Source organism: Streptomyces sp. L500, assembly GCF_054551825.1.
In genome coordinates this window covers 80959-103660 of sequence record NZ_JBTOLC010000007.1, presented here as the reverse complement: position 1 = coordinate 103660, position 22702 = coordinate 80959, and the positions used below count along the sequence as shown (strand labels likewise).

20 protein-coding genes are annotated in these 22702 nt (G+C 73.7%); 2 read left to right on the top strand and 18 right to left on the bottom strand.

The features are described from left to right. Positions 1-28: 28 nt before the first annotated feature. From ACX9I7_RS10075 to infC, 9 genes are all read right to left on the bottom strand, one after another. Positions 29-1366 (bottom strand): tetratricopeptide repeat protein, encoded by a 1338-nt coding sequence (locus ACX9I7_RS10075; RefSeq protein ID WP_126913394.1) that lies wholly within the window; start codon positions 1364-1366, stop codon positions 29-31. A gap of 85 nt (positions 1367-1451) precedes the next feature. Continuing rightward, entirely contained in the window at positions 1452-2597 is a 1146-nt protein-coding gene (locus tag ACX9I7_RS10070; protein WP_459387112.1) for a PP2C family protein-serine/threonine phosphatase, read from the bottom strand. A 358-nt stretch (positions 2598-2955) separates the two neighbouring features. Next, positions 2956-5466: a phenylalanine--tRNA ligase subunit beta gene (pheT, locus tag ACX9I7_RS10065; protein ID WP_459387111.1), complete on the bottom strand. Its 2511-nt coding sequence runs from the start codon at positions 5464-5466 to the stop codon at positions 2956-2958. Then, entirely contained in the window at positions 5466-6611 is a 1146-nt protein-coding gene (pheS, locus tag ACX9I7_RS10060) for a phenylalanine--tRNA ligase subunit alpha (protein WP_189453819.1), read from the bottom strand. The genes pheT and pheS overlap by 1 nt, the downstream gene beginning before the upstream one ends. A 138-nt stretch (positions 6612-6749) precedes the next feature. Next, on the bottom strand, positions 6750-7880 hold the full coding sequence (locus tag ACX9I7_RS10055) for a sensor histidine kinase (RefSeq protein WP_459387110.1): 1131 nt from the start codon (positions 7878-7880) through the stop codon (positions 6750-6752). Between the two features lie 40 nt (positions 7881-7920). Next, positions 7921-8754 (bottom strand): TrmH family RNA methyltransferase, encoded by an 834-nt coding sequence (locus tag ACX9I7_RS10050; protein WP_387576482.1) that lies wholly within the window; start codon positions 8752-8754, stop codon positions 7921-7923. Positions 8755-8895: 141 nt separating this feature from the next. After that, on the bottom strand, positions 8896-9282 hold the full coding sequence (rplT, locus tag ACX9I7_RS10045; protein ID WP_126913400.1) for a 50S ribosomal protein L20: 387 nt from the start codon (positions 9280-9282) through the stop codon (positions 8896-8898). A gap of 92 nt (positions 9283-9374) precedes the next feature. Continuing rightward, entirely contained in the window at positions 9375-9569 is a 195-nt protein-coding gene (gene rpmI / locus ACX9I7_RS10040) for a 50S ribosomal protein L35 (RefSeq protein ID WP_126913401.1), read from the bottom strand. A 128-nt stretch (positions 9570-9697) separates the two neighbouring features. Next, complete coding sequence (infC, locus tag ACX9I7_RS10035) at positions 9698-10399, bottom strand: translation initiation factor IF-3 (RefSeq protein ID WP_126913402.1); 702 nt, start codon at positions 10397-10399, stop codon at positions 9698-9700. A 293-nt stretch (positions 10400-10692) separates the two neighbouring features. Here infC and ACX9I7_RS10030 point away from each other — a divergent pair, with 293 nt between their 5' ends. Then, entirely contained in the window at positions 10693-11064 is a 372-nt protein-coding gene (locus tag ACX9I7_RS10030) for a DUF1844 domain-containing protein (protein ID WP_126913404.1), read from the top strand. 22 nt (positions 11065-11086) lie between these two features. Here the strand turns inward: ACX9I7_RS10030 and ACX9I7_RS10025 are convergent, their stop codons facing one another. The 4 genes from ACX9I7_RS10025 to ACX9I7_RS10010 form a co-directional block, all read right to left on the bottom strand. Next, positions 11087-11911 carry an MIP family channel protein gene (locus ACX9I7_RS10025; RefSeq protein ID WP_387576485.1) on the bottom strand — a complete coding sequence of 275 codons (825 nt, stop codon included), beginning with the start codon at positions 11909-11911 and terminating at the stop codon, positions 11087-11089. Between the two features lie 95 nt (positions 11912-12006). Continuing rightward, the gene (locus ACX9I7_RS10020; RefSeq protein WP_387576487.1) at positions 12007-12747 is read right to left on the bottom strand and encodes an SseB family protein; all 741 of its coding nucleotides are present in this window, start codon (positions 12745-12747) and stop codon (positions 12007-12009) included. Between the two features lie 66 nt (positions 12748-12813). Next, positions 12814-13995: a type VII secretion-associated serine protease mycosin gene (gene mycP, locus ACX9I7_RS10015; protein ID WP_459387109.1), complete on the bottom strand. Its 1182-nt coding sequence runs from the start codon at positions 13993-13995 to the stop codon at positions 12814-12816. Continuing rightward, entirely contained in the window at positions 13992-14849 is an 858-nt protein-coding gene (locus ACX9I7_RS10010; RefSeq protein WP_387576491.1) for a hypothetical protein, read from the bottom strand. The genes mycP and ACX9I7_RS10010 overlap by 4 nt, the downstream gene beginning before the upstream one ends. Before the next feature lie 179 nt (positions 14850-15028). Between ACX9I7_RS10010 and ACX9I7_RS10005 the strand changes: the two genes are divergently transcribed. After that, positions 15029-16216, top strand: a complete 1188-nt coding sequence (locus ACX9I7_RS10005) for an amino acid deaminase/aldolase (RefSeq protein WP_459387108.1) — start codon at positions 15029-15031, stop codon at positions 16214-16216. A 303-nt stretch (positions 16217-16519) separates the two neighbouring features. Here ACX9I7_RS10005 and ACX9I7_RS10000 read toward each other — a convergent pair whose 3' ends face one another. The 5 genes from ACX9I7_RS10000 to ACX9I7_RS09980 all read right to left on the bottom strand — a co-directional run bounded on the left by ACX9I7_RS10000 (position 16520) and on the right by ACX9I7_RS09980 (position 22683). Further along, entirely contained in the window at positions 16520-17569 is a 1050-nt protein-coding gene (locus ACX9I7_RS10000) for a zinc-binding dehydrogenase (RefSeq protein WP_459387107.1), read from the bottom strand. Between the two features lie 127 nt (positions 17570-17696). Then, complete coding sequence (locus tag ACX9I7_RS09995; RefSeq protein ID WP_459387106.1) at positions 17697-18971, bottom strand: HAD family hydrolase; 1275 nt, start codon at positions 18969-18971, stop codon at positions 17697-17699. Positions 18972-19087: 116 nt separating this feature from the next. Then, positions 19088-19873: a 3-oxoacyl-ACP reductase gene (locus ACX9I7_RS09990; protein ID WP_459387105.1), complete on the bottom strand. Its 786-nt coding sequence runs from the start codon at positions 19871-19873 to the stop codon at positions 19088-19090. Beyond that, positions 19870-21258: an aldehyde dehydrogenase family protein gene (locus ACX9I7_RS09985; protein WP_459387104.1), complete on the bottom strand. Its 1389-nt coding sequence runs from the start codon at positions 21256-21258 to the stop codon at positions 19870-19872. The genes ACX9I7_RS09990 and ACX9I7_RS09985 overlap by 4 nt, the downstream gene beginning before the upstream one ends. 48 nt (positions 21259-21306) lie before the next feature. Further along, positions 21307-22683, bottom strand: coding sequence for a glutamine synthetase family protein (locus ACX9I7_RS09980; RefSeq protein ID WP_459387103.1), 1377 nt, complete (start codon positions 22681-22683; stop codon positions 21307-21309). Positions 22684-22702 lie beyond the last annotated feature (19 nt).

Genomic DNA, 22702 nt, shown 5'->3' with positions numbered 1-22702 from the left:
CTCCCGGGCGCCGTCCTGGCGACCTCTCTCACAACGGCACGCGCAGCGCCCCGTCGATCATCTCGGCGGCCTCGGCCGTGGCCGCGCACCCACTTTCGATCAGGTGCTCGCGCACCGCACGGAGCCGGTCCCGTAAGCGCTGCGATTCCATGCCTCTCGCCTGCTCGGTCATCTCCCGCGCGGTGGCCACCGCCTTGTCCGCGTCTCCCTGACGCAGCTCGATGTGCGTGAGCATGGCGAGCCGGTGGACACGGCCCCGGTCGTGGGCGGGGGTGTCGACGGCCCGGTCCGCGTGCTCACGGGCGGGCCCGAGGTCGCCGAGGCTCAGCAGGGCCTCCGCCACCTGTACGTTCACCAGTCCGGGCTGGACATAGCCGGTCTCGGCGGGCTCCAGGCCCCGGTGGATGCGCTCGGCCGCCGCCTCGGCGCGCCGGATGCAGCCCAGCGCCCCCTGGCCGTCCCCGAGCCGGGCGTAGGCCTTGGCCTGCATGGCGTAGAGGTCGGCGGCGAGCGCCGGGGTGAGGTCCCGGCCGGCGGCCCGCACCGCGGACTCCGCGAAGGCGACGGCCTGCCGGTACTCCCCCATGAAGAGCGACTGGTTGACGAGGAGGGCGATCACGTAGGCGCCCAGGCCACGGTCGTTGCTGGCCTTCGCGAGCCGCAGGGCCTGGTGGAAGTAGCGCTGGGCCAGGCCGTGGGCGTCCGAGTCGTAGGCGCAGATCCCCGCGACGGCCACCAGCCCCCCGGTGGCCCGGTGCAGCTGACGGCCCATGGCGTCGGAGTAGCCGCCGCGCAGCAGGGGCGCGGCCTCGGCGTTGAGGAAACCGACGACCCGGGCGCGCGTCGCCACGCCGCCCGCCTTGCGGTACATCTGCTCGTAGTGGGCGCGGGCCGCGCGGAGCATCTCGATGTCGGCCATCGAGACGCGGGTGAGCCCGCGCCGGGAGACGTCGGCGTCCTCGGGCGGGTTCTCCCACTCCCACACGGGGATGACGGCGGGGGTGCCGGTGACGGCGGGGGCCCGGACGACGTGCTCGCGCTGCTGCTCGTCGGAGCGCCACAGGGCGGTGGCGCGGTCGACGAAGCCGGACAGCGGGGTGCCGGGGGCCCGGGGGGCGCCGGGGGTGGCCAGGCCGATGTCGTCGAGGGTCAGCGCGCGGCGCAGCCGCTCGCCGAGGACCTCGCAGATCAGGTCCGGCACCTGGCCGCGGGGCCGCTGGCCCTTCAGCCAGCGGGCGACGGCGGTGTGTTCGTAACGCAACGCCAGTCCCCGGGCCCGGCCCGCCGCGTTGATGTGCGCGGCGAGACTCGCATGGGAGATTCCCGCTTCGTCGAGGACGGCGTCGAGCAGTGTGTTGGGCTCCATCCTGCCCTCCGGTGCGCTCGGTGGGATCAGCGTAGTGGAGATCCCTTCGCACGGGGTGTGAACGGGCCACGGGCGCGGGCGCACGTCAGGGGCCCGCGACGAGCGCCCGGGGCGGCCGGGAGGCGGCCGGTGAACCGGGGCCGCGGTCGTTCCGCAGGGCGAGGAGCGCGAAGTCGTCCGTGACCGGTCCGCCGGTGTGGCGCAGCAGCGCCGCCTGCACCCGGGCGACGAGGGTCGCGAGGGCGGGCGGGGCGCCCCGGGCGGCCTCGGCGAGGGCGCCCGCGAGGGGGAAGAACGCGCCCGTCGCGTCGCGGGCGTCCTCGACGCCGTCGGTGTGGAGCACCAGGACGTCGCCGGGGAGCAGCCGGGTGAGCGGGAGCGGCGACAGCTCGGTGGGCAGGGGGAACACCCCGAGCGGGGGCAGCGGGTCGCCGGGCGCGAGGACGGCCGGTCCGGGCCCGTGGGCCGGGCCGCCGGACAGCCGGTGCGGCCAGGGGTGGCCGCAGTTGAGCGCCACGACCTCGCCCTCCGCGCGGACCTCCAGCAGGAGGACGGTCGCGAACTCCTCGGCGTCCCAGCGGTCCCCGTCGAAGCCGGCCGGCTGCCGCTGGTCCCGCTCGCGCAGGTGGCGGTGGAGGGAGCGCTCCAGGCGGCGCAGCACGTCCGGCAGCCGGGCCTCGTCGTGCGCGGCGTCGCGGAAGCTGCCGAGGAGGGCGGCGGCGGTGCCGAGCGCGGGGAGGCCGTGGCCGCGTACGTCGCCCATGAGGACGCGCACGCCGTGCCGGGTGCCGAGGGCGTCGTAGAGGTCGCCGCCGACGAGCGCGCCCTCTCCGGCGGACACATGGCGGCCGGCGAGGGCGATCCCGTCGAGCCGGGGCGGCAGGGGGCGCAGCAGCACGGTCTGCGCGGTGATCGCGACCTCGCGGGCGCGCTCCAGTTCGCCGGTGAGCCGGCGGGTACGGCCGGAGATCAGATAGCTGGCCGCGACGACGGCGAGGACGGCGCCGCACGTGCCGATCCTGCCGCTCACGGCCGCGCGCCCGGACGCCCCGGGCGGCACGAGCGCGAGCAGCGCGCAGGCGCCGCCGAGCAGGACGCACTGGCGGCGCCCGGTACCGGCGCAGGCGATCGCGGGTGTCGCGGCGAGGAGTTCGATGAACTGGGTGCCGAGGGGGCTGAGGAGTTCCCAGAGGACGACCGCGAGGACCCACAGCCCGGGCAGTACGAACACGATTCCCCGCCGGAAGCGAGCCTCTTGTGTACGGATCATTCCGTCGGCCCCCTAGCAGCAAAGACGCGCCGATTCTCGCGACAGCGCAAGCCGATGCGGAGGGTTGGCCCCTGTTTTCCACCCGAACGAGGGATGCCGGGGCCTCCGACGGCCCGTTTCCGGGCGCCCCGTAGGGGCGCGGGGCTGTGTCGATATGCGGCTGCGCCGCGTGGGCGCGACCAGCCCAGAACCGCCCGCAGCCGCGAGACAACGGTTCCACCCCGCCGCTCGCGCGCGGCGAACGCACAACGGGGCCCGGGTGGTGAACCCGGACCCCGTCGTCGCTCAGGCCGTCATCACGAAGGCCCGCAGCCAGGCGCTACGCGCCGCGCAGCACCGCGCCCGTGCGCTCGACGGCGGCCTGGACCGCCGTGTCGCGCGCGGCCGACGCCTCGTCGGCCGTCAGCGTGCGGTCGGCGGCCCGGAAACGCAGCGCGTAGGCCAGCGACTTCTTGCCCTCGCCGAGCTGCGCGCCGGTGAAGACGTCGAACAGGCGCAGCGACTCCAGCAGCTCGCCGGCGCCGTCCCGCAGGGCGGCCTCGACATCGGCCGCCGGGACCGAGGAGTCGACGACGAGCGCGACGTCCTGGGTGGCGACCGGGAAGGTGGAGACGCGCGGGCCCTGGACGGCGCCCGTGCCGGCCCGCTCCAGCAGATCGAGGTCGATCTCCATGGCGGAGGTCCGCTCCGGCAGGCCGAACGCCTTGACGACGCGCGGGTGGAGCTCACCGGCGTTGCCGACGGCCACCTCCTGCCCGTCGATCAGGACGGACAGCGCCGCGCAGCGGCCCGGGTGGTAGGGCGCCTGCTGGTCCTGACGGATGATCAGCTCCGCGCCGGCCTCACGGGCGACGACGCGGCCCGCCTCGACGGCGTCGGCCCAGCCGGCCGGACGGCCCTGGCCCCACCAGCCGGCCCGCTCGCGGGCACCGGCGAGGACGACGGCGGCACGGCGCGGCTGCCGGGGCAGCGCGGCGTTCAGGCCGGCGATCTCCTCGTCGGTGGGACGGCGGTCGACGGGCAGCCGGGCCGGGACGCCCTCGTCGCCGGTCGGCTGGAAGACCAGGCCGGTCTCGAAGAGCGCCAGGTCGTGCTCGCCGCGGCTGTCGTTGCGGCGCAGGGCGGCGAAGAGTCCCGGCAGCATGGTGGTGCGCAGCGCCGGCTCGGCCTCGGAGAGCGGGTTGGCCAGGCGCACGGTGGTGCGGCGCTGGTCGTCGGCCGGCAGGCCCAGGTGGTCCAGGGCCCAGTCCCCGATGAAGGGGTAGTTGAGCACCTCGACGTAGCCGGCCCCGGCCAGGGCCCGGCCGACGCGGCGGTGGAGCCGCTGGCGGTGGGTCAGGCCGCGCCCGGCGGGCGGCGCGGGCAGCGCCGAGGGCACGTTCGCGTAGCCCTCCAGCCGGATGACCTCCTCGGCGAGGTCGTTGGGGTCGGTGAGGTCGGGCCGCCAGCTGGGGACGGTGACGATCAGCTCGTCCTGGCCGTAGACGTCGCAGCCGACCTCCTGGAGGCGGCGGACGACGGTCTCGCGGCCGTACTCGAGACCGGCGACGCGGTCCGGGTGGTCCGCGCGGATGGAGATGGTGCGCGGCCCGCTGGGGGCGACGACCTCGGTGACGCCGGCCTCGGCGGTGCCGCCGGCGAGCAGCACCAGCAGGTCGACCGTGCGCTGGGCGGCGGCGGAGGCGGCCTGCGGGTCGACACCGCGCTCGAAGCGCTTGGACGCCTCGGTGGTCAGCCGGTGGCGGCGGGCGGCGCGGGCGATGGCGACCGCGTCGAAGTGGGCGGCCTCGATGACCACGTCGGTCGAGCCCTGGCCCGCGGCGTGGTCGGCGATCTCCGTCTCGGCGCCGCCCATCACACCGGCGAGGCCGATGGGGCCCCGGTTGTCGGCGATGACGAGGTCCTCGGCGTCCAGGACGCGCTTGGTGCCGTCGAGGGTGGTGAGCTTCTCCCCGGGCTGGGCGCGGCGCACGCCGATCGTGCCGTTCAGGGTGGCGCGGTCGTAGGCGTGCAGCGGCTGGCCCAGTTCGAGCATCACGTAGTTGGTGACGTCGACGGTCAGCGAGATCGGGCGCATGCCGGCCTTCTGGAGGCGGCGGCGCAGCCAGATCGGCGACTGGGCCTCGGGGTCGATGCCGGTGACCGTGCGGGCGGTGAAGCGGTCGCAGCCGCTGGGGTCGGCGACGGCGACCGGGTAGCCGTAGCCGTTGGGCGCGGGCACGTCCAGCAGGGCCGGGTCGCGCAGCGGCAGACCGTAGGCGGTGGCCGCCTCACGGGCGATGCCGCGCATCGACAGGCAGTAGCCGCGGTCGGGCGTGACGGCGATGTCGAGGACCTCGTCGACGAGCTGGAGCAGCTCGATCGCGTCGGTGCCGACCTCGTGCTCGTTGGAGAGCACGATGATGCCGTGGGTGCCGTCGTCGCCCATGCCCAGCTCGTCGCCGGAGCAGATCATGCCGCGCGAGACCTTGCCGTACGTCTTGCGCTCGGCGATGGCGAAGTCGCCGGGGAGCACGGCGCCGGGCAGCGCGACGACGACCTTGTCGCCGACGGTGAAGTTGCGGGCGCCGCAGACGATCTCCTGCGGCTCACCGGTGCCGTTGGCCGTGCCGACGTCGACGGTGCAGAAACGGATCGGCTTGCGGAAGCCCTCGAGCTCCTCGATGGTGAGGACCTTGCCGACGACGAGGGGGCCGGTCAGGTCGGCACCGAGCTGCTCGACGCGCTCGACCTCGAGGCCGGCGTCGATCAGCTTGGCCTGCACGTCGCGGCCGGTCTCGCCGGCCGGCAGGTCGACGTATTCCCGCAGCCAGGAAAGCGGGGCGCGCATCAGATCTCCATCCCGAACGGCCGGGTGAAGCGCACGTCACCCTCGACCATGTCTCGCATGTCCTCGACGTTGTGGCGGAACATCAGCATCCGCTCGATGCCGAACCCGAAGGCGAAGCCGCTGTACTTCTCCGGGTCGATGCCCGCGGCGGTCAGCACCCGGGGGTTGACCATGCCGCAGCCGCCCAGCTCGATCCAGCCCTCGCTGGAGCAGGTGCGGCACGCCTTGTCGGGGTTGCCCACCGACTCGCCGCGGCAGGCGAAGCACACCATGTCCATCTCGGCGGACGGCTCGGTGAACGGGAAGTACGACGGGCGCAGCCGGGTCCGCATGTCCTCGCCGAAGAGCACCCGCACCATGTGGTCGAGGGTGCCCTTGAGGTCCGCCATGGTCAGGCCCTCGTCGATGGCGAGGAGCTCGACCTGGTGGAAGACGGGGGTGTGGGTGGCGTCCAGCTCGTCGGTGCGGTAGACGCGGCCCGGGCAGATCACGTAGACCGGGGGCTCGCGGTCGAGCATCGAGCGGATCTGCACCGGGGAGGTGTGGGTGCGCAGCACGACGCCGGAGTCGGCGGCCCCCGCGGCGGAGCCGCTATCGGCACGAGCGGTGCCCCGCACGAAGAAGGTGTCCTGCATGGTGCGGGCCGGGTGATCCGGCGCCAGGTTGAGGGCGTCGAAGTTGAACCACTCGGCCTCGACCTCGGGGCCCTCGGCGACCTCGTAGCCCATGGCCACGAAGACGTCCTCGATGCGCTCGCCGATCGTGGTCAGCGGGTGGCGGGCACCGGCCGGCACACGGTCGTACGGCAGGGTGACGTCCACCGCCTCCTCGACCAGGACGCGGGCGTCGCGCTCGGCCTCCAGCTCCGCCTGACGGGCGGCGAGGGCCTTGTTCACGGCGCCGCGGGCCATGCCCACGCGCTTGCCCGCCTCGGCCTTGGCCTGCGGCGGCAGGGCGCCGATCTCGCGGTTGGCCAGGGCCAGCGGGGAGCGGTCGCCCATGTGGGCGGCCTTCGCCTCGCGGAGGGCTTCGAGGTCGGCGGCCGCGGCGAGGGCGGCGAGCGCCTCGTCCCGCATCCGCTCGATCTCTTCCGGTTTCAGTGCCTCGACCTCGACAGGGTCGTACGACTTATTGGGTGCCGACATCTCTTCCCGTGCTTCCGATTGGGGTGGCTTCGCTTCGCTGCGCGACTTCGCCCGACGACGTTGGCCAAAGGTGGTGCCAAAGGTGCCAAAGGTCGAGTCTAAGGGGCGCGTGTGGTGGGACGAGCCCGTGGGCCGCGCTCAGGCCTGGGTGAGGAAGGCCGGGGCACCCACGGGCAGGGTAAATCGGAACTGGGCGCCGCCGTGGGCGGCCCGCCCCACCGTGATCGTCCCGCCGTGGGCGTCGACGATGCCCTTGACGATGTACAGCCCCAGGCCGGTGCCGCCGCGCTTGCTCCCGCGCCAGAAGCGGGTGAAGACGCGGGCCATCGACTCCTCCGGGATACCGGGGCCCTCATCGCTCACGGTGACCGCCGTCCCCTCCGCGTGGGCCTTCGTCAGTGCTGGTGTCACTTCTATGGTGACGACTCCCTCGCCGTGGCGCACGGCGTTTTCCAGGAGGTTGCCCAGCACCTGGTCGACCTTGTCCGGATCCGCCCAGAGCGGGGGCAGTGAATCGGCGACCTTGATCTCGAACCGCTCGGGCCGCATCCCGGCCCGGGTGTAGCTCGCCACGTGCCGGCGGACGGCGGCGGCCATGTCGACCGGCTGCCGGCGCACCTCCAGCCGGCCGGAGTCGATCCGGGAGATGTCCAGCAGCTCGGCGATCAGCCGGGTGACCCGGTCGGCGTCGGCGTCGACCGTCTCCAGCATCAGCCGCTTCTGGTCGTCGGTGAACCGCTCCCACTTGGCCAGCAGCGTGGCCGTGAAGCCCTTGACGGAGGTCAGCGGGGAGCGCAGCTCATGGGCGACGGTGGCGATCAGCTCGGCGTGGCTGCGCTCGGTGCGCCGGCGCGCCTCGGTGCCGCGCAGCTGGACCACCACGCGCACCACCGGCCCGCCGGGCCGCTCGCGGACGTAACGGGCGGAGACCAGCACCTGGCGGCCGCCGGGCAGCAGCAGATTGCGCTCGGGCTGGCCGGTGCGGGTGGCGAGGCCGCCGTAGGGGTCGGTCACGGCCCACCAGCGGCGGCCGTCCAGATCCTCCAGCGGCAGGGCGCTCTCCAGCTGCCGGCCCAGCACGTCGGCCGGGCGCACGGCGGTGATCCGGGCCGCGGCGGCGTTGAAGCAGGTGATCCGGCCGGTGGCGTCGGCGACGACCAGCCCGTCGGGCAGGTCGTCGGCGTGGAGGCCGGCGGCCGGCCCCGGGGAGCCCGTGGAGGCGGCCGGGCATGTGCCGGCCACCGTGCTCCCGGACGTTCTGACGTTCATCGACCCGCACCCCCTCCCGACCCCCGGAGCGCCAACCCTACTAGCTGGAGGTCACGGAGCGGCACCCTCCGGACGCGCGCTGCGCACGGGCGGAGGCGTAGAGGCACACCGCGGCGGCGGTGGCGAGGTTGAGGCTCTCGGCCTTTCCGTGGATCGGGACGCGCACCACGGCGTCGGCGAGCGCCCGGGTCTCCTCCGGCAGGCCCCAGGCCTCGTTTCCGAAGATCCAGGCGCTGGGACCGCCCATGCTGCCCTGGTCCAGCTCCTCGTCCAGGTCCTTGTCGCCGGCGCCGTCGGCGGCCAGGATCCGCGCCCCGGCGGCCTTCAGGCCCGCGACGGCCTGCTCGACGGGGACGCCCACGGCCACCGGCAGGTGGAAGAGGGAGCCCACGGAGGCCCGTACCGACTTGGGGTTGTAGAGGTCCACGGAGGCGTCGGTCAGCACGACGGCGTCGGCGCCCGCGGCGTCCGCGCAGCGCAGGACCGTACCGGCGTTGCCGGGGTCGCGGACGTGCGCGAGGACGGCCACCAGCCGGGGGCGGCCGGCGAGGATCTCCTCGAAGGGCGAGTCCAGGAAGCGGCACAGGCCGACGATGCCCTGCGGGGTGACGGTGTCGGACATCTCCGCGATGACCTCGTCCGTCGCGGTGAGCACGGGCACCCCGGCGGTGTGGGCGGCGGCGACGATGTCGGCGTGGCGCTCGGCGGCGTCCGGCGTCACGTACACCTCGATGAGGTGGTCGACGGCCTCGCGCACGGACTGCGGGCCCTCCGCGATGAAGCGGCGTTCCTTGCTGCGGAAGCTCCGCTTGGCGAGACGGCGGGCCGCGATGACACGGGGCGATCGCAGGGAGGTCAGCTCGGGGGCCGCCATGGGCTCACTTTCGGTAGCGGAGGTGCGGGTGCTGCTGGGCGCCCGGTGAGCGTCCCGGCACGGTGGGTGCCGGGGGCCGGACGCGAGCGGACCCGCAGGCCGGGGGCCTGCGGGTCCGAGCGGTGCCTTGCGGCGCCTGGATCAGGCGGCGGCCTTCGGCGCGTTGACGTCGGCCGGCAGGGCCTTCTGCGCGGCCTCGACGAGCGCGGCGAACGCGTTCATGTCGTTGACGGCCAGCTCGGCCAGCATCTTGCGGTCCACCTCGATGTTGGCGGCCTTCAGACCCTGGATGAGGCGGTTGTACGTCATGCCGTTCTGGCGGGCAGCGGCGTTGATGCGCTGGATCCACAGCTGACGGAAGTCGCCCTTGCGCTTCTTGCGGTCGTTGTAGTTGTAGACCAGGGAGTGGGTGACCTGCTCCTTGGCCTTGCGGTACAGACGCGACCGCTGACCGCGGTAGCCGCTGGCCTGCTCGAGGATCGCCCGGCGCTTCTTGTGCGCATTGACTGCGCGCTTGACGCGTGCCACTTGTTAACTCCTTGTAGCGGGGCCGTGGTGGTTTCTCACACGACCCGAAAACGATTGGGTCCCGGTGCGGACATTCGGCGCGAGGCCGAATGTCACATGCCGAGAAGCTTCTTGATCTTCTTGGCGTCGGCCGGGGCCATCTCGGCGTTGCCGGTGAGGCGACGCGTCAGGCGGGACGACTTGTGCTCGAGCAGGTGGCGCTTGCCAGCGCGCTCACGCAGGACCTTGCCGGAGCCGGTGACCTTGAAGCGCTTCTTGGCACCGCTGTGCGACTTGTTCTTCGGCATAGCGCCGTTCTCTCCTCGTCGGTGGCACTCCACGGCCCTGTGGGGGGCGCGGTGAAGCGTCAACTGTTGATTGCTGTCCGGAGCGGGGGACGCCCCGGAGTGAGCACCAGGGCCGCGAGGCCCCGGGATCACGCCTCTGCGGGCTCCTCGGGGGCGTCCACGTCCGCGGTGGTTCCACCCTGGCGCTCCGCCTTGCGGGCGGCCTGGGCCTCGCGGGCTTCGGCCATCGCCTCGGTCTTCTTCTTGTGCGGACCGAGAACCATGATCATGTTGCGGCCGTCCTGCTTGGGGTTCGACTCGACGAAACCCAGGTCCTGGACGTCCTCCGCGAGACGCTGCAGCAGTCGGTAGCCGAGCTCCGGCCGGGACTGCTCGCGACCACGGAACATGATCGTGATCTTGACCTTGTCGCCCTGCTTGAGGAACCGGACGACGTGACCCTTCTTGGTGTCATAGTCGTGCGGGTCGATCTTCGGCCGGAGCTTCATCTCCTTGATGACCGTGTGCGCCTGGTTCTTGCGCGCCTCACGGGCCTTCATGGCCGACTCGTACTTGAACTTCCCGTAGTCCATGAGCTTGCAGACCGGCGGGCGTGCGTTCGCCGCCACCTCGACCAGGTCGAGGTCGTACTCCTGCGCAAGCTCCAGGGCCTTGGCAAGCGGCACAATGCCTACCTGCTCGCCGCTGGGACCGACAAGTCGCACCTCGGGGACGCGGATCCGGTCGTTGATGCGGGGCTCGGCGCTGATGGGGCCTCCTCGGTAGCACCACGCGGCACCCTCGTGGGGCCGCGCAACGTCTTTTCGTAAAGACCAACCGCGCCGGCACATGAAAAATGCCCCGACGGGCACAGGCGGGGCTCCATACCGGAACACCGCCACGGCAAGCCGCGGGGCGCTATCGGGCAGCTCCATCGTCCGTACGGAACGATGGCTACCGCCTGACCGGAGACCTGCCGACCGATGGTCGACCAGGTGGGAGAACGGAGCTCCACTTGTGGGCCGGGCACACGGATGCGCTCAGCCGGTCGTTTACCGACGATAGCAGGTGGGGAGCAGGCGTGCTAACCGGGCGTACCGGCCGGTGGAGAACCGATCCGGCACCGGGACGTATCGTGTGCGCCATGAGCGACGCGACCCCCACCAGCGGGGAGAACCCCACCCCCGACTTCGACACCATGACCCGCGACATCGCGGACGTCCCCGCCGTCGAGGTGATCACCACGGTCGCGGTGCACCTGATGAGCGCGGCGGCGGTCAACCTCGGCCTCGCCGAGGACGGCGAGCGGCACAAGGACCTCGACGAGGCCCGCAAGCTGATCACCGCGCTCGCCGGGCTGGTCACCGCGAGCGCCACCGAGGTCAGCAACTTCCACGCGGCCCCGCTGCGCGACGGCCTGAAGTCGCTCCAGCTGGCCTTCCGCGAGGCGTCCGTCGTCCCGGACGAGCCGGGCCAGGGGCCCGGTGAGAAGTTCACCGGACCCGTGTACGCGTAGCGGGTTCTCCCTCGAGGGCCGGTCAGGCCGGGCCGCCGTAGCGCGGCCGGTCGGGCCGGCCCTCGCCCGTACCCGCCAGCGGCTCGGGCGCCGCGAGCTCGTCCGCGAGCATGGCGACCCCGTGCGGCGGGTGGGTGACCCGGTGGGCGAACGAGGCGAGGGCACCGCCGACCAGCGGGGCGATGATGAACAGCCACAGCTGGGACAGGGCCGCGCCGCCCGCGAAGAGCGCCGGGCCGATGCTGCGTGCCGGGTTGACCGAGGTGCCGGTCAGCGGCACGCCGACCAGGTGGTCCACCGCCAGCGCCAGGCCGATGGCCAGCCCGCCGAAACCCACGACGGCGACCCGGTGGGTCACCGCGAGCACCACGAACACCAGCAGGAAGGTCAGGACGACCTCGGCGAGGAACGCGCCGCCGGTGTTGATGTGCACGGCCGAGCGGTCCGCGTAGCCGTTGCTGCCGAACGTCCCGTCGGTCTTGATGCCGGGCACCTGTTTGGCGATCAGGAAGAGGATCGCCGCGCCGACGATGCCGCCCACCAGCTGTGCGATCCAGTACTCGATGGCCGTGTGGATCGTGATGCGGCGCTCCAGCAGCAGGCCGAGCGTCACCGCCGGGTTGAGGTGGCAGCCCGACACCGGCCCCAGGGCGTACACCAGGGCCAGAAGAGTGAAGCCGAACGTCAGGGCGATGCCGACCACGCCGATGTAGTCGGCCGCGAGGACGACGGAGCCCACGGCGAACAGCACCAGCAGCAGGGTTCCGAGGAACTCGGAAGCGGCGGTCCTGGTCTTCACCGGGTCCAGATTGGCCAGGGCCGGCTTCACGTTCTTCAGGGCGTCCATGGCGACCTCCTGAGGATCTCGTGGACCGTCCTCGTGAAATTGTCGGACGGTCTCCCCGGGAGCGCCTGTCGGGACCGCCGCGGCCGGCGGCCCGGCTAGCGGCTGAAGAGCGCCTCTCCCGGGACGTGCGCCGTCGGGGGCAGCAGCGCGAGGTCCAGGCCCCGCACCAGCCGCTCCCGCAGCACCTCGGCGGCGGCCAGCCCCTCGGCGACCCGGCGCACCACGTCACCGGGCGTCGCGTCCCCGGCCAGGACCAGCGCCAGCGTGCCGTCGGCCTCGCCGGACGGGGTGAGGTGGGCCCGCAGCACCCCGGGCTCGGCCGCGAGGACGTCCCGCAGGGCGCCGGTGACGGCGGGGTCGGCCAGCGGGTCCGCGCTGTCGCGGCCCTCGGCCAGGGCCAGCAGCGCGGGGCCGGTCAGCGGGTAGGTCACGGGACCGGCCAGGTCGAGCACGATGGTGTCGGCCTTCTCGTGCACGGCGGCCTGCAGGGCCTGGTGCAGCGGCACGGCCACGGGCCGCGCGTCGGCGCGCCACCGCTTCATCGTCTCCATCGAGGTGAACGCGGGCAGCGCGCGGCGCCCGTCCGGCGCCTGGAGCGTCGGTACGGCCATGTCGCTGGTCTTCTCGCGCTTGAGCCCGTCGGGCCCGGTCTCCACCTCGCCGAGCACGGCGACCACGGGCACGAGCAGCCGGACGCCCGGCAGGGCGGCCAGCACCCGCTTCTCGGCCGCGGCCGACCGGTCCGCCGCCCAGGCGGCGAGCGCCTCGGCGAGAGCGGGGTCGGCGGAGCCGTCGTCGTCGGAGAACGGGGAGTCCGGGATGTTCTTGAGCGCCACGGCCCGAGCGTATCGGGTGGGGCTCCGCCCCTGGACCCCGGTCCTCGATCGCCGGACGGGCGGGGATCAGCCCGCCCGGCGGTCGAGGACGCCGGCCGACCGCCGGCGCCGCAGCGCCGCCGACACGGCGAGCAGCAGCACTCCCACCCCGCCCGCGACGAGCGCCGAGACGCCCGGCCCGCTCCCGGAGGCGTCCCCGGGCGCGGCCCCCGGCCCCCCGCCGAAGTACCGCGGCACCGCGGGCGCGCGGCGCGCCTCCACGCCCTCCCGGCCGGCCTTCTCGATGGCGGCCGCCGGGTCCACCATCCCCGCGCCGACCTCGTCGTCGCGGCCGCCCGTCGGCCGGTCCCGCGCGGTGTCGGTCAGCAGCTCGCGGACCCGCGCCGGGCTCAGCCCCGGCCGGGCGGCGCGCAGGAGCGCCGCGGCCCCGGAGACGAAGGCGGAGGCCGCGCTCGTCCCCCAGCCCTCGTAGTAGCGCCGGTCCGGGTCGGCGATGACGACGTCGACGCCGGGCGCGCTCACGGTGGCGTACCAGCGGCGGGTGGAGAAGGAGGCGCGGCCGCCGTAGCGGTCGACGGCCGTCACGGCGATCACGCCGGGGTAGGCCGCCGGGTAGGAGACGTGGTCGCCGTGCTCGCCGCCGTTGCCTGCGGAGGCGACGACGACGGCCCCCTTGGCGAGCGCGTACTGCACGGCCGCGTCCTCGCGCGGCTCGGGATGCGCGGTGTCGCTGTCGTCGCCCAGGGACAGGTTGATCACGTCGGCGCCGTGGTCGGCGGCCCAGCGGATGCCGTCCGCCAGCGCGCTGCCGCGCGCTCCCCGGGCCTTGGCGCGGGCGGGGTCGCTGTCCTCGAGGATCACCCGCACCGGGAGGATCCTCGCCTCGGGGGCGACGCCGGTGATCCCGTCGGCGTCGTCGTCGCCGTGCCCGCGCCCGGCGATGATCCCGGCCATGGCGGTGCCGTGCCGGGCCCAGGAGCGGTCGCCGGGCCCGGCGCCGAAGCCGATCAGGTCCTTGCCGGGGAGCACCCGTCCCCGCAGATCGGGGTGGCCGTCGTCGACACCGGTATCGAGCACGGCGACGGTGATCCCGGCGCCCTTGGTGGTCCGCCAGACGTCCTGGACGTGGAGGGCGTCGAGCGCCCACTCCTGCGCCCTTATGGCGTCCGCCCGGGCCGGGGCGGCGCCGAGCACGGCGAGGGCGGTCCCGGTGGCGAGCGCGGCCAGGGCCCGGCGCGGGCGCGTCATCGGTCGTCCTCCCGGCCCGCCGGCCGGTGCGCGGCGTCGCGGTAGGCGCGCGCCACCTCCTCCACGAGGGCCGTCGCGTCATGGCCGAGGCCCGCCTGCGCCGGGGCCTCGGTGGCGCCGGGGACGACCGCCCGGGCGGCGGGCAGCGGCGGGGTGCCCGTACGGCCGTCGGCGAAGCCGGTGACGGCGTAGACGACGGCGGGGACGTCCGTCATGACGGTGATGTACCAGCTGGCGCGCTGCGCGTCGCCGAAGCGCGCGGCGGGGGTGTCCCGGAGCGCGAGGGGGCGGGGCATCAGGTCGGCGCGCTCGTCGAGGTGTTCGTCGGCGAACCGGCGGCGCAGGGCGCGCATGCCGGCGGCATCGGCGTCGGTGACGAGCAGGCCGACGGTGGTCACGTGCGAGGACGTGGCGTCGGCGTAGGTGGCGCGCAGCAGCCGGGCGCAGCCGACGGGGGCCAGGGCGGTGGCGAGGAGGGGGTCGAAGGCGTCGGCGCAGCCGCTGTCGGGGGCGACGCCCAGCCGGGTCCAGTCGCGCGGGGCGCCGCCGGGTCCGGCCGCGTCCCGGTGGACGGTGGCCGGGAAGATCCGGTCGACGGGGAGGCCGCGCCAGAGGGTGGCGCCGCGCGTGTAGGCGGCCTCGGCGGCGGAGCCGTCGCCCGGGCCGGCGGCCAGGCAACTCCCGGTCACGGCCCCGGCTATGAGGCCGAGCCCGAGGACGAGGCTGACGGCGGCGGCGACGGCGCGCCCGGAGCCCCGCGAGGGCGGGCCGGGAGCGGGGACGGGGAGCGGGGGCGGCGGGGGTGCCCAGTGGGGGGCGGCGGGCGGCGGCAGGGCTTCCGCTTCGGTGCTCAACCTGCGCTCCCCCTTGCGAGCCGGCCGGTCGTACCGCCGTATGTCGGATATCCGCCACATCCGCCGCCGACCCGAAGGCCGTGGCGTGCGCGCCACTTTACGGTGCGCGACACGACGGGTGCCATTCGCCCGGGCCCGACCCCTGGTCAGCGGATTCCGGCTCTGGCAGGCTGCCCGCCATGTCGTCCGACAGAGCGCGTTACGACCGGGCCACCGCCCATCTGGACGCTCCCCTCGCGGTGGTCGATACCGGGGCGTTCGACGTCAATGCCGCCGATCTGGTGCGGCGGGCGGGGGGCAAACCGGTACGAGTGGCGAGCAAGTCCGTGCGGTGCCGGGCACTGCTGGAGCGGGTGCTGGCGCGCGACGGCTTCGCGGGCGTGCTGGCGTACACCCTCGCCGAGGCGCTGTGGCTGGCGCGTTCGGGGATTCCGGACGTCCTGGTCGCCTATCCGTCGACGGACCGCACGAGCCTGGCGGAACTGACCTCGGACCCCAAGCTGGCCGCCGCGGTGACGCTGATGGTGGACGACCCGACGCAACTGACGATGGTGGAATCGGCCCGAACGGGGCGTGAGGAGATCCGAATCTGCCTGGAGTTGGACGTCTCACTGCGACTACTGGGAGGCAGGGTACGGATCGGGGCGTTGCGGTCACCGCTGAACGATCCGGCCGAACTGGCGGAGCTGGCCCGGTCAGTGGCCCGCCGCCCGGGGTTCCGCCTGGTGGGCCTGATGGCCTACGAGGCGCACGTGGCGGGCGTGGGCGACAGAATCCCCGGCCACCCCGTCCGCTCCCGGGCGATCCGACTGATGCAGTCAGTCGCCCGGGACCGGGTGGCGGCCGTGCGCGCGGAGGCGGTGCGGGCCGTACGGGAGGTGACGGAACTGGAGTTCGTCAACGGCGGCGGCACGGGCAGTGTGCAGCACACGGCGGCCGAGGACGCGGTGACGGAGATCGCCGCCGGTTCGGGGCTGTACGCGCCGCGCCTGTTCGACGGCTACTCGGCCTTCACCGCCCGCCCCGCCGCGCTGTTCGCGCTGCCCGTGGTGCGCCGGCCCGGGGTGGGCGTGGTGACGGTCCTGGGCGGCGGCTACCCCGCGTCGGGCGCGGCCGGACGGGACCGCCTGCCGGTCCCGTACCTCCCGGCGGGCCTGCGGCTCGCGGGGCGGGAGGGTGCGGGCGAGGTGCAGACCCCGCTGCTGGGACACCCCGCCGACGATCTGCTGATCGGCGACCGGGTGTGGTTCCGGCACGCCAAGGCGGGCGAACTGTGCGAGCGGTTCGCGGAGCTCCACCTTGTGGAGGGCGACCGGGTGGTGGGGACGGTCCCGACGTACCGGGGGGAGGGCCGCGCGTTCCTGTAACGGGCTCCTCCCGTGCGGGGTTCGGTGGACTTTCCGGGTGCCCCCGGTGGGGGTTGCCCGCGCCTGCGGCGCGGGTTTCGCCCCCCCCACCCGCCCGATTGCCCGGAACGGATCGCTCAGCCACGGGCATGGGGTGACGTGAGGGGGCGGGGTGGGGCGGACGGGCCCTGGTAGGGGCGTAAGGAGCTCTTCGCCGCTGGGGCCAAGTACGGGGCAACCAGCACCGTGATACCAGGCACCGCGAAGAGCTCAGCCCCGTAAGGGCCCGTCCACCCCACCCCGCCCCCGACCCACCACCGACCCTTACGGCACGAGAATCAGCCGCACCGGATCCCCGACCTTCTTCCGCAACCGTTCGACACCAACCGCCGCCTCCGCCAGCGGCAGCGTGCCGCTGACCGACCGCCCAAGGTCCAGCCGCCCCAGACGGGCGAGCGCCACCAGCTCGTCCACATGCCCAGGCGCCGACCCGTAGTGCCCCAGAACCTGCTGCTCACGAAAAATGAGCGCCGCACCGTCGGCCAACGTCAGCGCCCCAGGAGCGATCCCGACGAGCACCAGCCGCCCACCCCGCCCCAGACAGCGCACGGCCTGGTCCCGGACGGCCGGCACGCCCGCCGTGTCGAGGGCGAGGTCGAGCCCCACCCCTCCGGTCGCCTCCAGGACCCGCTCGCGGACATCCACCGCACCGGCGTCCAAAGCCACATCGGCGCCGAACTCCAGGGCCCGCCGCCGGGCGCCCTCCAGCGGGTCGACGGCGATGATGGGCGCCGCCCCGGCCAGCCGCAGCAACTGCACCGCGTGCGCACCGAGCCCGCCGACCCCCCAGACCCCGGCGGGACGGGCGGGCCGCACCCGCCCAGTGGTCGTGATGGCGGCCCAGGGCGTGGAGACGGCGTCGGGAATGATGGCCGCCTGCTCGAAGGGCAGCCCGTCGGGGACCGGAACGAGCGTGTGGTGGTTGGCGAGGGCGTACTCGGCCCACCCGCCGTCGTAGTCGACGCCGCGCGTCCGGACGGCCCGGCACGGCTCGTGGCGCACGCACCCGGCGCACTCCCCACAGCGCTCCCCCGCCTGGAGCAGGACACGTTGCCCGGCGGCCCAGGGAGCCGGGACGTCCGGCCCGAGGGCATCGACGACCCCGGCGGTCTCATGCCCCAGGGTGACCTTCCCGGCACGGGCGAAGGCGGGCTTGAGCTCACCGTCCACAAGATGAACGTCGGACAGGCAGATGCCCGCGGCCCGCACCCGGACCCGGACCTGCCCGGGGCCGGGCTCGGGGACGGGTACCTCCTCGACGGCGAAACGGCCCGACCGCAGGTCGAGCCGTCCGGCGAGCATCGTCTCGGGCATGTCCGGACACCTCCGTGATCACGACAGGGTTCGCCTGGCGACAGAACCTGCCCGAGGAAACGTTCCTTCAACCACCCGGGCCCACCCGAGCCCAGCCGAGCCCACTCGAGCCGGGCGGAAGACCCGGTCAGAGGGCCATGTCCACCTGGTCCGGAATCACGCTGCCGTCCGCACGCCGCACCGGCACCTTGGACCCGTCGGCGGCCGTGGCACCGGTCGTCGAGCACGGGTACGTACCGGACTTGCGCGGCATCGGGTCGATGAACATCGGGTTGGCCACCCAGCGGCCGTCGGCGTCGTCGAACGCGCGGCACATCAGCTCGGACTTGTTGCGGTTGATGGCCACGTGCGCGCCGGTCGCGTCGTTCACGAACGTCACGTCCGTGTCGGCGTCGCCCGCGCCGAGCGCGATGCGGTGGGCCGGGTCCTGCTGCTTCCAGGCGGCGGCGCCCTTGATCTTGAAGATCTCCTGGTTGATCATGCAGCGCTTGCCGTCCATGTACGGCAGGGCGTCGCCGCGCCCGGTCTCGACACCACCACAACCCTTGATGACGGGGGTCAGCCGACCGTGCTTGGTGACGTTGCGAATGCCGATGGTGTGCTTCGCGTCGAGGCCCACCCCACTCGACCACGCCTCGGCGATCGGCTCGGAGGAGGCGGAGACGATGTAGACGTCGAATCCGGCCGCCTTGAGCGTGCGGATCAGGTCCTTCTGCTGGTCGTAGTAGCGCACGTACCCGGCGAGGGTGTGGGTGCCGACCTTCTGCGTGGCGCCGACGGGCGCGGCGAGCTGCTCGGCGCGGGCCTGCCGGGCGAAGGAGGTGAGCGCGGCCGGGGTGTGGCCGGCGAAGAGCTGCGGTATCCAGGCGTAGCCGGGGACGGTGCGGCGGTGGTTCCAGTCGCCGGCGAAGGCGTCCTCGCCCGCCATGGTCTTCGACTTCTCGCGGATCTCGAAGATCTCGTCGGCGCAGGCGGTGTTCTTCGAGGTGGGCAGCGGGCGGCCGACGCGGACGGCCGTGCCGCAGGCATTGGTGAGCGCCTTGTCCGCGGCGGGCGTCAGGAAGGCGTTGGTGTCCGTCCAGTGCGCGGGCCGCAGGATCTTGTCGTGCTTCAGGGCCCAGGCGAGGGTCGCGTCCGTGATGTCGTTCTTGACGACGGTGTTGTCCCAGTCGAAGGCGGCGACCGGGCGCGGGCCGCGCTTGCCGGAGCAGATGCCGCGCTCGTCGATCATCTTCTGGAGCTTGGCGCGGTTGTCGCCGTACCAGGGCAGCTTGGTGTCGAGCTGAGGACAGTTCGCGCGGGGCGTGCGGTCGTGGGGGGTGGCCGCGCCGGCGGGGAGCGGGGCGGCGGCGAGGGCGGCGACGGTGGCAAGACCGACGACAATGGCGGACGTGGTGCGCATGTGCTCTCTTTGGTGCGAGTGACGGACGGGGACACAGGCGGGGACCGGCCGACCGGTCCAGGTCCAGGTCCGGGTCCTGGACCGGTCGGCCGGTTTCCGGCTGCTGATCATGGACCCTACAGCGGCGTCACATAGGCCCCCGCGATGCCTCCGTCCACGAGGAACTCGGCGGCGTTCACGAAGGACGAGTCGTCGCTGGCCAGGAAGGCGACGGCGGCCGCGATCTCCTCCGGTTCGGCGAACCGCCCCACCGGCACGTGCACCAGCCGACGGGCCGCGCGCTCCGGGTCCTTGGCGAACAGCTCCTTGAGCAGCGGGGTGTTCACCGGCCCCGGACACAGCGCGTTGACCCGGATGCCCTCGCGGGCGAACTGCACCCCGAGCTCGCGGGACATCGCCAGCACGCCGCCCTTGGAGGCGGTGTAGCTGATCTGCGAGGTGGCGGCGCCCATCACGGCGACGAAGGAGGCGGTGTTGATGACGGAGCCCCGCCCCTGCCGCCGCATGTACGGCAGCGCGGCCTTGCAGCAGAGGTAGACGGAGGTGAGGTTGACCTCCTGGACGCGCTTCCATGCCTCCAGGCCGGTGGTGAGGATGGAGTCGTCCTCGGGCGGGGAGATCCCGGCGTTGTTGAAGGCGATGTCGACGGACCCATAGGTCTCGTACGCCGCCTGGAACAACGCCTCGACCTGGACGGGATCAGTCACATCGGTACGGACGAAGAGCCCGCCGACCGCATCGGCGGCGGCCTTGCCGGCGTTCTCGTCGACGTCGGCGCAGACGACGTGGGCGCCTTCGGAGGCGAGCCGCCGGGCGCTGGCCAGGCCGATGCCGCTGCCGGCTCCGGTGACGACGGCGGTGCGGCCGACGAGGCGGCGGCAGACAACTTGCGGGTCGGTCACTGGCTCTCCTCCAGAGGGTCGGTGAGGGGGTCGACGGCGACGAACACGTTCTTGGTCTCGGTGAAGGCGGCGAGCGCGCCGGGCCCCAGCTCCCGGCCGAGACCGGACCGCTTGAAGCCGCCGAAGGGCGTCCAGTAGCGAACGCTGCTGTGGGAGTTGACGGAGAGGTTGCCGGCGGCGACGGCCCGGGAGACCCGCAGGGCGCGGGAGACGTCCCGGGTCCACACCGAGCCGGACAGCCCGTACTCGGTGGCGTTGGCGAGCCGCACCGCCTCGGCCTCGTCCTCGAAGGGGATGACGACGGCGACGGGCCCGAAGGCCTCCTCCACGGCCACCCGGTCGTCCGGGGCCGCCGCCAGCACGGTCGCGGGGTACCAGTAGCCCTTGCCGGAGGGCACCTCGCCGCGGATGAGGGCCGGGGCGCTCTCGGGGACGTAGGACCGTACGCGCTCGCGGTGGGCGGCGGAGATGAGCGGGCCCATCCGCGTCGCCGGGTCGGTGGGGTCGCCGACGGTGAAGGACTTCACGGCCGGTTCCAGCAGCTCCAGGAAGCGGTCGTGGACGGACCGCTGGACGAGGATGCGGCTGCGGGCGCAGCAGTCCTGGCCGGTGTTGTCGAGGAAGGAGTCCGGGGCGGCGGCCGCGGCGCGCTCGATGTCGGCGTCGGCGAAGACGATGTTGGGGCTCTTGCCGCCGAGTTCGAGCGTCACCCGCTTCACCTGCTCCGCGCAGGTGGCCATGACGCTCCGGCCGACGGTGGTGGAGCCGGTGAAGACGACCTTGGCGACGCCGGGGTGCCGGACGAGCGCGTCCCCGGCCACCGGGCCCGCGCCCGGGAGCACCTGGAACAGCCCTTCCGGAAGCCCCGCTTCCAGGGCGAGGGCGGCGAGGCGGAGCGCGGTGAGCGGCGTGGTCTCGGCGGGCTTGAGGACGACGGCGTTCCCGGCGGCCAGGGCGGGGGCCAGGCCCCAGGCGGCGATGGGCATCGGGAAGTTCCACGGGGCGATGACGGCGACGACGCCGAGCGGTTCGTGGAAGGTGACGTCGAGCCCGCCGGGCACGGGGATCTGGGCGCCGTTGAGCCGTTCCACTCCCCCGGCGGCGTACTCCAGCAGGTCGCGGACGTTCCCGGCCTCCCAGCGGGCGCTCGCGACGGGGTGGCCCGCCTCGCGGACCTCCAGCAGCGCGAGCTCCTCCAAGTGCCCGTCGACCGCGTCGGCGAAGCGGCGCAGCTGCCGGGCCCGGTCGCCGGGGGCGAGGCCGGCCCAGCGGCGCTGGGCGTCGGCGGCGCGTCGTACGGCGGCGTCGACATCCTGCGGCGTGGCCGCGGGGACGGTGGCGACGCGTTCCTCGGTCGCCGGATTGAGTACGTGGAGCTCGTGCAAGTCCTCTCCTGCGGGTCGTCCCGCCGCTCGCGGCCGGGGTTGGTGGGGTCACATCCGCTCGAAGGAGCGGTACCGCTCCCAGTCCGTGACGGCGGTGTCGTAGGCGTCCTGTTCGACACGCGCCATGTTCAGGTAGTGCGCCACGACCTCGTCGCCGAACGCGGCCCGGGCCAGGGGGCTCGCCTCCCACAGGGCGGCGGCCTCCCGCAGGGTCGCGGGCACGTGCGCGGCGTCGCCCCGGTAGGCGTTGCCGGTGCAGACCTCCGGCGGCTCCAGCTCCTCCTCGATGCCGTGGAGCCCGGCGGCGACCATGCCGGCGACGGCCAGATAGGGGTTGACGTCGCCACCGGGCAGCCGGTTCTCGAAGCGCAGCGAGTGGCCGTGGCCGACGACGCGCAGGGCGCAGGTGCGGTTGTCGGGGCCCCAGGCCACTGCGGTGGGGGCGAAGGAGCCGGGCCGGAAGCGCTTGTAGGAGTTGATGTTCGGCGCGTAGAGGAGGGTGAACTCCCGCAGGGCGGCGAGCTGTCCGGCGAGGAAGTGCCGCATGACGCGCGACATGCCGTACGGGCCGTCGTCACCCTGGGCTCCCGCGAAGACGGGGCGCCCGGCCTCGTCGCGCAGCGAGAGGTGGATGTGGCAGGAGTTTCCCTCGCGCTCGTCGTACTTGGCCATGAAGGTGAGCGCCATGCCCTCCTGGGCGGCGATCTCCTTGGCGCCGGTCTTGTAGACGGCGTGCTGGTCGCAGGTGGTGAGGGCCTCGTCGTAGCGGAAGGCGATCTCGTGCTGGCCGAGGTTGCACTCCCCCTTGGCGGACTCGACGGTCATGCCGGCCGCGCCCATCTCGTTGCGGATCCGCCGCAGCAGGGGCTCGACGCGGCCGGTGCCGAGGACGGAGTAGTCGCCGTTGTACTGGTTGGCGGGGGTCATGTCGCGGTAGCCGCGGTTCCAGGCGCCCTCGTAGCTGTCCTTGAAGACGATGAACTCCAGCTCCGTGCCCACGTGCGCGCTCCAGCCGTGCTCGGCCAGCCGGTCCAGCTGGCGGCGCAGTATCTGGCGCGGGGAGGCGAGGACGGGTGAGCCGTCGTGCCAGGCGAGGTCGGCGGTGACGAGGGCGGTGCCCGGGTTCCAGGGCGTGCGGCGCAGGGTGGTGAGGTCCGGGCGCATCGCGAAGTCGCCGTAGCCGCGCTCCCAGGACGACATGGCGTAGCCGCCGACGGTGTTGAGGTCGACGTCCACGGCGAGGAGGTAGTTGCAGCCCTCCGTGCCGTGCTCGAGGACCTCGTCGAGGAAGAACCGGGCGGCGAACCGCTTTCCCTGGAGCCGTCCCTGCATGTCCGTGAAGGCGAGGACGACGGTGTCGACCTCCCCGGAATCCACGAGCCGGCGCAGCTCGTCGACCGTGAGCGGGGGCGTGCGGTCAGCCACGGTGTGCCTCCTGTCGGTG

Coding starts and splice junctions, on each gene's coding strand:
- ACX9I7_RS09995 (WP_459387106.1), bottom strand. CDS start 18,971: ATGCGCACCACGTCCGCCATTGTCGTCGGTCTTGCCACCGTCGCCGCC.
- pheS (WP_189453819.1), bottom strand. CDS start 6,611: ATGTCGGCACCCAATAAGTCGTACGACCCTGTCGAGGTCGAGGCACTG.
- mycP (WP_459387109.1), bottom strand. CDS start 13,995: ATGACGCGCCCGCGCCGGGCCCTGGCCGCGCTCGCCACCGGGACCGCC.
- ACX9I7_RS10000 (WP_459387107.1), bottom strand. CDS start 17,569: ATGCCCGAGACGATGCTCGCCGGACGGCTCGACCTGCGGTCGGGCCGT.
- ACX9I7_RS10030 (WP_126913404.1), top strand. CDS start 10,693: ATGAGCGACGCGACCCCCACCAGCGGGGAGAACCCCACCCCCGACTTC.
- ACX9I7_RS10075 (WP_126913394.1), bottom strand. CDS start 1,366: ATGGAGCCCAACACACTGCTCGACGCCGTCCTCGACGAAGCGGGAATC.
- ACX9I7_RS10050 (WP_387576482.1), bottom strand. CDS start 8,754: ATGGCGGCCCCCGAGCTGACCTCCCTGCGATCGCCCCGTGTCATCGCG.
- pheT (WP_459387111.1), bottom strand. CDS start 5,466: ATGCGCGCCCCGCTTTCCTGGCTGCGGGAATACGTCGACCTGCCGGCC.
- ACX9I7_RS10005 (WP_459387108.1), top strand. CDS start 15,029: ATGTCGTCCGACAGAGCGCGTTACGACCGGGCCACCGCCCATCTGGAC.
- infC (WP_126913402.1), bottom strand. CDS start 10,399: ATGTGCCGGCGCGGTTGGTCTTTACGAAAAGACGTTGCGCGGCCCCAC.
- ACX9I7_RS10025 (WP_387576485.1), bottom strand. CDS start 11,911: ATGGACGCCCTGAAGAACGTGAAGCCGGCCCTGGCCAATCTGGACCCG.
- ACX9I7_RS10055 (WP_459387110.1), bottom strand. CDS start 7,880: ATGAACGTCAGAACGTCCGGGAGCACGGTGGCCGGCACATGCCCGGCC.
- rpmI (WP_126913401.1), bottom strand. CDS start 9,569: ATGCCGAAGAACAAGTCGCACAGCGGTGCCAAGAAGCGCTTCAAGGTC.